We start from the raw sequence: 9543 nt of genomic DNA on the forward strand, positions 1-9543 counted from the left end.
ATGAATAATTTTAGAAAGTGTATAGTTAATAGAAATAAACGATGGAGTATGTAAAGAGTTATATTACATAAAAATTTATTATGAATGGAGGCGGTTAAACTATGTTTTGGTTAGGATGTTTTTTAGGATACATTGTAGGTTCTGTTATTACATGTGCGCTACTTTACTTTGGATATAGATCCAATGAAAATAAAAAAGCGGATATGCAAAAAGGGGAGGAGAGAAAAATCAATAAAAGAGGTGTATAGTAGGCGAAAGGTAAGGTGATAACATTGATGCAAAAATAAAGGACAGTTACATATTTCATATGATTACTATGTACTGTCCCGCTTATTCCTTTTGAATTAGGAAAAATTGTTTCCTGTCTTGCTATAAATTTCATAAGCAAAAAATCCAAATAAATAGCCTATTCCAGATCCTAAACTAACTGAAAGTAGTAATGAATCAGGAGAAAATATGCCAACAATAATACCGATCAAACACCCTAAAAGCATTCCTATTGGTATTAAACTATCTAATAAAACTTGAGCGTTTTTTGATTTTTTCTTACCTAAGTTACCGTTGTTATATTTATGTTTAAGACTTCTAATCACATATACTCCAATTCCTCCGGCTATTACAACAGGCGTAATTGCTGTGAGTAACCACATGTTAGAATCTCCTTTCGCTTTTTTAATTAAATTACATAAGCTACTTAAAATTCTATGCTACTAAATGGATTGATAGTTGAATGTACTCAATTTAATAACTCGTCAAAAACACTTTCCCTTTCGTTTTCTCCGCAGATTGCACAACATCAACTGCCGCTTTCACATCCGCTAAGTCATATGTAGAATGTACTGTCATAAAACGTAATTGCTTATTTTCTACTAAACGAATTAAGTGACGAAACGTCTCTTGCCATTTATATGCGGACACATCTTTATTCCAATGTCGTAAATGAAATATGTTCGCGTGCACTTTTGCTTTCGTGACAATCTCTGCCCAGTTTACTTGTATTCCTGACAGAAGTCCTATAGTTAAAAAGTGCCCATTGGGACGTAAGGAGAAAGCTAATTCATTTCCATCCGGTCCCCCAATAGAATCAATCGCAGCGTCTGCACCTCTGCCGTTTGTTAATGTCATAACTGTTTCATAAAGCGGGGCAGTGGAAGTATCGATTACATATTCAGCACCTAGGCGTAGTAACTCCTCTGTATGCTTATTACTTCTTGTCACGGCAATGAGTCGGAAGTTTAAAATTTGTGATAACTGCGCAAAAAGATGGCCAATAGCGGATCCGCAAGCATTTACTAATAAAATGTCATTTCGTTTTAAGTTTAGCGTTTCTGTACATGTAACCCACGCCGTAAGAGGATTAATATACATTTGTGCCGCTGTAAAATCATCAATCGAATCAGGAATAGGGACTACAAAGTCAGCTGATGTCTTCACATATTCTTGCCAAGTACCTTCCCCGCGTAACGGTAACACACGTTTATCGATAAGGTCTCTAGAAACAAAAGCTCCTACATCTTCTACAATACCAACACCTTCATAACCAGGTATGTTAGGTAAAGGGATTCTATGTGCGTACGCTCCGGTTATTGGAATTAAGTCAGATGGATTAATCGGTCTAACTAGCATACGGACGAAAACTTCATTATCTTTTAGTGGTTCTATATTTTTATATTCAACTTGTAATACGTCTTTTGGATTGCCAAACTTATGAAATTGAATGCATGTTCCAAGCAAAGTAATTTGCCCCCTTAGTTTCATTGGATTTATTATAGCATTTTTGGTTTAGGTGGTTATTTTGTTAGTGATAAATAGGGTTTTTAATTTACGTATTTATCAGAATTTTATAAAATGTGTATATAACTATAAAATGGGGGGATTTCTTCATGTGTACTAGTTTGACGTTACAAACTAAAAATTTCCAACATCTTTTTGCAAGAACAATGGATTTCACATTAGATATGAATCAGGAAGTAATAATCATCCCTCGGCGTTATCAGTGGAATAATATAACTGGTGAAACGATCCGAGCGAAAAAGGCTGTTGTCGGAATGGGAATTAATCATGAAGGAAGGGTCATTATGGCGGACGGAGTAAATGAAGCTGGTATGACGTGTGCCACTCTCTATTTTCCGGGATTCGCTACTTATAGTAACAGTATAGATAACAATAAAACGAATTTAGCGCCATTTGATTTTGTAGCTTGGAGCCTCACGCAGTTTAATTCTGTTGAAGAGTTAAAAAAATCTGTTGATAACATTTCTCTTATAGATATACCATTACCAGTTTTAGGGATTTCTCCGCCGCTACATTGGATTTTAGCAGATAAATGGGGAGATTGTATTGTACTTGAGCCGACAACTGATGGACTAAAAATGTATGACAATCCACTAGGAGTGATGACTAATAGTCCGGAGTTTAATTGGCATTTACAAAATTTAAGACAATATATTGGTCTTAAATCGCAGCCATTTGCGCCAACGGAGTGGGGAGATGTACCATTAAGTGCTTTTGGTCAAGGTTCAGGAACGATGGGACTTCCTGGAGATTTTACCCCGCCATCAAGATTTGTACGGGCAGCATATGGCAAACAAAACATTCAAAGTATAGAGAACGAAGAAGAGGGGATATCGGCTATTTTTCATATCTTATCAAATTGTGAGGTTCCTAAGGGGGCAGTAATAACAGAAGACGGTATATTAGATAATACGATCTATACAAGTGCAATGTGTATGGAGTCTGGAACATATTATTACCATACTTACGATTGTAGACAAATTATAGCCATTCATTTATTCAATGAAGATTTAGATACAGCTGAGATTAAAACGTATCCGTTCCAGCGGAAGCAAAAAATCTTTTATGAAAACTGATAAAAACACCTCCATTGAATTTGCATACTTAGTATGCGAATTCGGGAGGTGTTTTTCTATTAAGCCGAAGCCTTCTTCATTCTCTCAAGTAAACTAGATAACACATGCGTACGATAAGATTCTAGTTTTTTACCTTCATAAGTACGGATACCTAATTTTTTAAGTTCTTTTACATACCAACCTTTGCTTCCGAAATACATGTGATCGCTCCCCTTCAACTTTGTTTTTATTTGTCCTGATTATACTTGGAGGTACAGGAATTATAATGAAGGAAATGAATTTCGCGCGAAAATGGTTAACTTTGTTGCAAAAGACATATATACTAAAGGTAGTATACAACGAGGTGGGCAAGACGTGATTATAGAGAAGCACGAAATTCAAATTGACCAAATTACTAGCGGTAAAGTGAATATCTTTACTTTCTATAGAAATAGAAAGCAAATTGATGATCATTTTTTACGATTGCAAGAACCATCGCTTACAGCAAACTACTTCTTCCATTTTCATTTTGATGCAGAGAGCTTGCATCTACTGCAGAAAGAGTTTCCGAGCGTATATCCGTACGACGGTAGTGAAACGATTCACGACTGGACGGAAAAGATGAAAGCTGAATTGCAACATCAGATCCAAACAGGTAAATGGAATAAACGCGTACGTATTGGTAATCGCATTCTAGATGTGGTGTTTACGTGGTGTGACGAAGATATAGTAGAGTGAAAAAGAAGCGGATGACGCTTCTTTTTTAGCGCTGGAATAAAACGAGCTTACCTGCAGTAGATGTACAGCGATGTGTTTTTTCATACAATCCTTTTTCTTGTAAAATAGATTCACCTTTTGCTTTCGCTTCTTTTTCAGTTGCCGCCTCGAATGATTCGTCTAATGCTTTTGAACCATCTTTTTCAAAGACTGTTAGAACGTATACTCCCATGAAAATTCCCTCCAATAATTAAAATCAGAATCTTATAATTATTTTGACATAAAACGCTACAATATGCAAAGAAATATATGACATTGCGTGGTAAAATAGAATGAAACTTTAATCATCGAGAATATTTTCATTGTCGATGATTATTAGTTTTCAGCGATGTTAATTTTAATAAAATGAAACTTTTGAAAGATAGAAAGGATCGTTATTTGTGAAACAAGTAAAGTTTATACATGCGGCTGATTTGCATTTGGATAGTCCGTTTAAAGGAATGGAGATGAATGTTGCGCAGTCTGTTTGGGAGAGAATGAAGCAAAGTACGTTTGAATCATTTGAGCGTATTGTTGATAAAGCGATTCAAGAGCGCGTTGATTTCGTATTACTAGCTGGGGATTTGTATGATGCGGAGACGAGAAGTTTGAGGGCGCAAGTGTTTGTGCGTGAGCAAATGAAGAGACTTTCGCAGTACGATATCCCTGTTTTTATTATTCACGGTAACCATGATCATTTAGGGGGAAGCTGGGCAGCAATTGAGTTTCCGGAAAATGTTCATGTGTTTACCGATCCTTATGTAGAAGAGAAATCATTTTATAAAAATGGTGAGCTATTAGCTTCTATTTATGGGTTTAGTTATTTGCAGCAAGCGGTAACGGATAATATGACAGCGCAGTATACGAAAATGAGTGATGCGCCTTTTCATATTGGCATGCTTCACGGAAGTGTGGAAGGAGATGCAGAGCATAATCGCTATGCACCGTTTCAAATTCGTGAATTGAAAGAAAAACAGTTTGATTATTGGGCTCTTGGCCATATACATAAACGTGAAATTTTATCAGAAGAGCCATACATTATTTATCCAGGAAACATACAAGGTCGTCATCGTAAGGAAACAGGCGAGAAGGGTGCGTACCTTATTGAACTTACGAAACAAGGAACGCAGTGTTCATTTTTCGATACGGCAGATGTTGTATGGGATGAGATCGAAGTTTGTATTGATGGACTTGAAAATGTTGATGAACTTATGACGAGCATGTCAACTGCGATGAATGATTGCCGAAGAGAAGAGGAAGGGACGCTTTTAACTGTCGTATTCACAGGGCAGGGCCCACTTTCTCCTTATTTGCGTGACGAAAAGCGTGTGGAAGAGATTTTTCACATTTTAGCATCTGGCGAAGAGAGAAAAGATTTCGTATATGCAATGAAGTGGAAAAATGAGACGGTTTCTTTTGCAGAAATCGAACGTTTGAAAGCAGAAAATCATTTCGTCGGTAGTGTGCTAAAAGAGTTAGAAGCTTTCACAAATATGGACGGCGTATTGCGCACGATTTGGACATCTCCTGTAGCACGTAATAGTATTGAATCTTTTACAGAAGACGAGAAGAAAGAGATTCAAAAGGAAGCAGAAAATATTATTTTAGAACAATTATTCCAGCAAGAGAGGGATAAAAAATGAGAATTGAAAAACTCCATATTTATGGGTACGGAAAATTAGAAAATGTGGAAATGGATCTTTCCTTGCTGACGGTACTATACGGTGAAAACGAAGCGGGGAAATCGACAATTCGCTCGTTTATGAAAAGTATTTTGTTCGGTTTTCCGACGAGAGGACAGCGCCGTTATGAGCCGAAAGAAGGCGGGAAGTATGGCGGTGCGCTGACTGTGCAAACAGAGCAATACGGTCGTTTGAAAATTGAACGATTGCCAAAGACGGCAGCTGGCGAGGTGACCGTTTATTTTGAAGACGGGAAAACGGGCGGCGAGGAGATTTTAAACGACATATTAAGCGGGATGAATGAAAGTTTATTTGAATCGGTCTTTTCATTTGATATGCATGGTCTTCAAAATATTCATCAGCTCGGCGAAGCGGATATTGGCAATTATTTATTTTCGGCAAGTGCAGTCGGAAGCGATGCGCTATTACAGTTAGATAAAAAGCTAGAAAAAGAAATGGATCAACGCTTTAAACCGAGTGGGCGTAAACCGGAAATTAACGTGTCACTGCAAGAAATGAAGAAACTTGAAGAGAAGATGAAAGAGTGGCAAGGGAAAATTGGCACGTATGAAAAACAAGTCGAGCAATTAAAAGAAAGTGAAGAGAAACTTGCTTCTGTTCGCGGAGAGAAAGAGAGTGCAGAAAGGCGAAAGCAAGATTATGAAATATTAGCAGCGCTAGAGCCACTCGTTATTGAAAAGCGTGCGCATGAGAAAGTGTTAGAAAATGAGAGCGGGCAGTTTCCTGTAAACGGAATGGCGCGTTATGAAGCGATTAAGGCGAAGATGGAGCCGCTTCAGTTACAAGTTGATTCGCTCCATAAGAAAATCGAGACAGTACAATCGGAAATTGCGTCGATTCAAATAGATGAAGAGTTTTTACAAAAAGAAAGTTATGTAGAAGAACTTCGTATGCAGCATTTATCTTACGAAAATGCACGCCAAGAAATGCGTGATATGACAGGAAGTATTGCGAATATAAAAGAAGAAATTGCAGAACTAGAACAACAAATTGGTGCTACTTTTGAAAAGGAAGCGGTTCTTGCGTTTGACATGAGTTTGGCAACGAAAGAATTAATTACGCAAACCGTGCAAAAGGCACGTGAATTAGAAACGCAAAAAGCACAGCTTGATGATCGTTTTAAAGTAGCGCAAGAGCAATTAGAAGAACAAGAAGAAAATATAAGACAGATTCAGAAACAAATGTTAGTTGATGAAGAGCGAAATACGTTAGTTGAGAAAGAGAAATCGTTCCAAGATGCGGCGTTTATCGATATGGGCGCAGAGAGAATGAAGCGCAAGTATGAGGAAAAAGCAGGAGCAGCTATGCAAAAGAAAAAGCAGTGGCAAAGAGTTTGTCTTCTGTTACTTCTTATTAACACGCTTGTTTTATTCACGAGTTTATTTATTGATAACCGCCCGCTCTTATTTATTAGTGTTATTGTTTTTGTAGGGATTGTTCTTGCCCTTGTTTTATATAAAGATCCGTCAAGTGGATTACAAGAAGAGCTTCTTACTCTTCAGCAAAGTGCTGGCGGGAGACAAAGTGAAGAAGCGCTGTCTGTGCGCTATCAGTTAGAAAAAGATGAAGAGATTCGGAAGCTATTTGAGCGTGAGTCTTATAAATTGCAGCAAATGGAGCGAGCTTATGATAAAGTCGTTTCATCGTATGAGGAATGGGAGAGAGAAACGTTCCAGGCGGGAGAACAAGTAGATGCATATAAAACGCGCTATATGTTCCCAGAATTTTATACGTATGCACACATATTGCCAGCGTTTGAGCGTATTGAAAAAATGCAGCAATTATATCGGGAGTTAGAAAAACAAGGCACGCGAAAATCTTCATTATATGAAATGATTTCGCATTTTGAACAGAAACTAGAAGCTGTTATCGGTAGTGCGGAGTATAGTAAGCTACACGGGGCACAAAGTCGTATGCAAAATGAGAAAGAGAAGCGCCAAACTTGTAAGCAGTTAAAAGAAAAACTGGCGGAATGGCAAGAAGAATATGAGTTTATGCAAGAACAATTGAAACAACTGTTAGTAGAACGAAATGCATTATGGAATATTGCAGAGACTACAGATGAAGAGATATTTTTAGAAGCGGGTAAACTGGCGGAAAAACGTGAAGATGCTGAGAAACAAGTAGTGCGTTTATTACCGCAAATTGATCTGTTAGAACAGCGTTTAAAGAGTTTATCATTAGCTGAACATTACGAAGCTGACGGTTATGAAGAGAAATTAAAGAGAGAAATTACAGTCGTACAAAACTGTCTGGTGCAAGAGAAAGAACTGACAGAGCGCATCGCGAAACATCGTATGGAAATTGCGAATTTAGAAGAAGGTAGTACGTACGGAGATTTAATGCATGAATGGGAAATGAAAAAAGCGCAATTGCGTGAACAAGTGAAGAAATGGGCTGCTTATGCGGCCGCAAAAACGGTGTTAACGAAAACGAAGCAATATTATCATGAAGTGCATCTGCCTCGTATTTTACAAAAATCAGAAGAGTATTTCGTCTATTTAACGGGCGGACGCTATAGTAAAATCTTTTCACCGTCAGAGGCGGAGCCGTTCGTTGTTGAACGTAACGACGGTATACGTTTTTACAGTCATGAACTAAGCCAAGCGACAGCGGAGCAGTTATATTTATCGCTGAGATTTGCACTTGCGAAAACATTTGAACATGATTACCCATTTATTATTGATGATAGTTTCGTGCACTTTGATGCGGTAAGGACGGATCGAACGATTGAACTAATAAAGGAAATCGCAAAAGATAGACAAGTCATCTTCTTTACATGTCATGCGCATTTACTCGCGTATTTTACAGAAAAACAGATTGTAAAATTAACACATAAGCGTAAAGAAAATGAGTTGTGATATGCTATACTAAAAGTAACTGATTTGGTGGAGGAATTCGAATGAAAAAGAAAATTGCAGAATATGAAGTTGGTGAACAAGTCGATGTTTTCTTGTTAATTAAAACAGCGACAAAAGGTCTAGCAAGTAATGGAAAGCCATTTTTAACAGTAATCTTACAAGATCCAAGTGGAGATATTGAAGCGAAGCTATGGGACGTATCACCAGAAGTTGAGAAACAATATGTAGCAGAAACAATCGTTAAAGTAGCTGGTGATATTTTAAACTACAAAGGACGTATTCAATTACGTGTGAAACAAATCCGTGTTGCGAATGAAAATGAAGTAACAGACATCTCGGATTTCGTAGAAAAAGCACCAGTGAAAAAAGAAGATATGGTTGAGAAAATTACACAATACATATTTGAAATGAGAAACCCGAACATTCAACGTCTAACAAGACATTTGTTAAATAAGCATCAAAACGAATTTTTAGAATATCCAGCAGCGACAAAGAACCATCACGAGTTCGTATCTGGACTAGCTTATCACGTCGTATCGATGCTAGATTTAGCGAAAGCTATTTCAAATCTATACCCATCATTAGATAAAGACTTACTATATGCAGGCGTTATTTTACATGACCTTGGTAAAGTAATTGAACTATCTGGCCCAATTTCTACAACGTATACGTTAGAAGGAAACTTACTAGGCCACATTTCTATCATGGTGAACGAAATTGGTAAAGCAGCAGACGAATTGCAAATCGATGCAGAAGAAGTATTAATTCTTCAACACATCGTCCTTTCGCACCACGGAAAAGCAGAATGGGGTAGCCCAAAACCACCATTAGTAAAAGAAGCAGAAATTCTGCACTACATCGATAACTTAGATGCAAAAATGAACATGATGGACCGCGCATTAGGACGCACAAAACCAGGTGAATACACAGAGCGTGTCTTTGCACTTGATAATCGTTCGTTCTATAAACCGACGTTCCATAATTAAAAGTGTGAATAAAGTGGCCTCATTAAGTTTTAAAAGCTTAGTGAGGCTGTTTTCTTTATTAAAAATTAAATGAAATAGTTAAGAAGTACGCATGGGATTAACGAAGAACGATTAAAACATATCTCACCACTAGAATGGGAGCATATCAACTTTAATATGGCAGATACTTAGAATCGCTTCAGCCTGTATAACAGGCCTAAAAATAAGAGTTGAAACTTGTTTAGCATCTATTTTTGTTAAAAGGTGGGAGAATTGTGCTATGATGTGGGCAAATATAAAACTATCTAAAGGAGGGATTTACATGCCGCATATTGTGTTTCGTGGAATTACTACTGAACAATTAAAACACATAAGCAAGCCATTAGTAGAAGAGCTCGCAGAGATTTGT

The 9543-nt window shown here is 37.4% G+C and carries 11 protein-coding genes; 7 read left to right on the top strand and 4 right to left on the bottom strand.

Features of this window, described 5'->3' with window-relative positions; all coding sequences use genetic code 11:
- The first annotated feature begins 101 nt into the window (after positions 1–101).
- Positions 102–248, top strand: coding sequence for a hypothetical protein (locus ACQRBL_RS30485; RefSeq protein ID WP_000498632.1), 147 nt, complete (start codon positions 102–104; stop codon positions 246–248).
- Positions 249–344: 96 nt separating this feature from the next.
- Here ACQRBL_RS30485 and ACQRBL_RS30490 read toward each other — a convergent pair whose 3' ends face one another.
- Both ACQRBL_RS30490 and ACQRBL_RS30495 read right to left on the bottom strand, forming a co-directional pair.
- Positions 345–650 (bottom strand): hypothetical protein, encoded by a 306-nt coding sequence (locus ACQRBL_RS30490; protein WP_065482433.1) that lies wholly within the window; start codon positions 648–650, stop codon positions 345–347.
- 91 nt (positions 651–741) lie between these two features.
- A complete protein-coding gene (locus ACQRBL_RS30495; protein ID WP_065482435.1) occupies positions 742–1734 on the bottom strand; it encodes a zinc-dependent alcohol dehydrogenase family protein in 993 nt (330 codons plus the stop codon).
- 149 nt (positions 1735–1883) lie between these two features.
- Between ACQRBL_RS30495 and bsh the strand changes: the two genes are divergently transcribed.
- Positions 1884–2870, top strand: coding sequence for a choloylglycine hydrolase (bsh, locus tag ACQRBL_RS30500; protein WP_063546682.1), 987 nt, complete (start codon positions 1884–1886; stop codon positions 2868–2870).
- A gap of 59 nt (positions 2871–2929) precedes the next feature.
- Here bsh and ACQRBL_RS30505 read toward each other — a convergent pair whose 3' ends face one another.
- On the bottom strand, positions 2930–3070 hold the full coding sequence (locus ACQRBL_RS30505; protein ID WP_000273536.1) for a YflJ family protein: 141 nt from the start codon (positions 3068–3070) through the stop codon (positions 2930–2932).
- A 154-nt stretch (positions 3071–3224) separates the two neighbouring features.
- Between ACQRBL_RS30505 and ACQRBL_RS30510 the strand changes: the two genes are divergently transcribed.
- Entirely contained in the window at positions 3225–3587 is a 363-nt protein-coding gene (locus tag ACQRBL_RS30510) for a hypothetical protein (protein WP_000582785.1), read from the top strand.
- A 25-nt stretch (positions 3588–3612) separates the two neighbouring features.
- Here the strand turns inward: ACQRBL_RS30510 and ACQRBL_RS30515 are convergent, their stop codons facing one another.
- Positions 3613–3798: a YhzD family protein gene (locus ACQRBL_RS30515; RefSeq protein ID WP_000539552.1), complete on the bottom strand. Its 186-nt coding sequence runs from the start codon at positions 3796–3798 to the stop codon at positions 3613–3615.
- Positions 3799–4006: 208 nt separating this feature from the next.
- Between ACQRBL_RS30515 and ACQRBL_RS30520 the strand changes: the two genes are divergently transcribed.
- The 4 genes from ACQRBL_RS30520 to ACQRBL_RS30535 form a co-directional block, all read left to right on the top strand.
- Complete coding sequence (locus ACQRBL_RS30520; protein WP_411996456.1) at positions 4007–5248, top strand: metallophosphoesterase family protein; 1242 nt, start codon at positions 4007–4009, stop codon at positions 5246–5248.
- Positions 5245–8169 carry an ATP-binding protein gene (locus ACQRBL_RS30525; protein ID WP_411996457.1) on the top strand — a complete coding sequence of 975 codons (2925 nt, stop codon included), beginning with the start codon at positions 5245–5247 and terminating at the stop codon, positions 8167–8169. The genes ACQRBL_RS30520 and ACQRBL_RS30525 overlap by 4 nt, the downstream gene beginning before the upstream one ends.
- A 41-nt stretch (positions 8170–8210) precedes the next feature.
- Positions 8211–9155: a 3'-5' exoribonuclease YhaM gene (gene yhaM, locus ACQRBL_RS30530; protein WP_000726652.1), complete on the top strand. Its 945-nt coding sequence runs from the start codon at positions 8211–8213 to the stop codon at positions 9153–9155.
- 301 nt (positions 9156–9456) lie between these two features.
- The coding region (locus tag ACQRBL_RS30535; RefSeq protein ID WP_427736235.1) for a DUF1904 family protein at positions 9457–9543 on the top strand (87 nt) is incomplete at its 3' end.

It is taken from the genome of Bacillus sp. AF62, from assembly GCF_050312695.1.
Lineage (GTDB): Bacteria > Bacillota > Bacilli > Bacillales > Bacillaceae_G > Bacillus_A > Bacillus_A cereus.

Bases quoted from the DNA above. Each gene is read 5' to 3' on its own strand.
- ACQRBL_RS30505 (WP_000273536.1), bottom strand. From the start codon at position 3,070: ATGTATTTCGGAAGCAAAGGTTGGTATGTAAAAGAACTTAAAAAATTA.
- bsh (WP_063546682.1), top strand. From the start codon at position 1,884: ATGTGTACTAGTTTGACGTTACAAACTAAAAATTTCCAACATCTTTTT.
- yhaM (WP_000726652.1), top strand. From the start codon at position 8,211: ATGAAAAAGAAAATTGCAGAATATGAAGTTGGTGAACAAGTCGATGTT.
- ACQRBL_RS30485 (WP_000498632.1), top strand. From the start codon at position 102: ATGTTTTGGTTAGGATGTTTTTTAGGATACATTGTAGGTTCTGTTATT.
- ACQRBL_RS30490 (WP_065482433.1), bottom strand. From the start codon at position 650: ATGTGGTTACTCACAGCAATTACGCCTGTTGTAATAGCCGGAGGAATT.
- ACQRBL_RS30525 (WP_411996457.1), top strand. From the start codon at position 5,245: ATGAGAATTGAAAAACTCCATATTTATGGGTACGGAAAATTAGAAAAT.
- ACQRBL_RS30515 (WP_000539552.1), bottom strand. From the start codon at position 3,798: ATGGGAGTATACGTTCTAACAGTCTTTGAAAAAGATGGTTCAAAAGCA.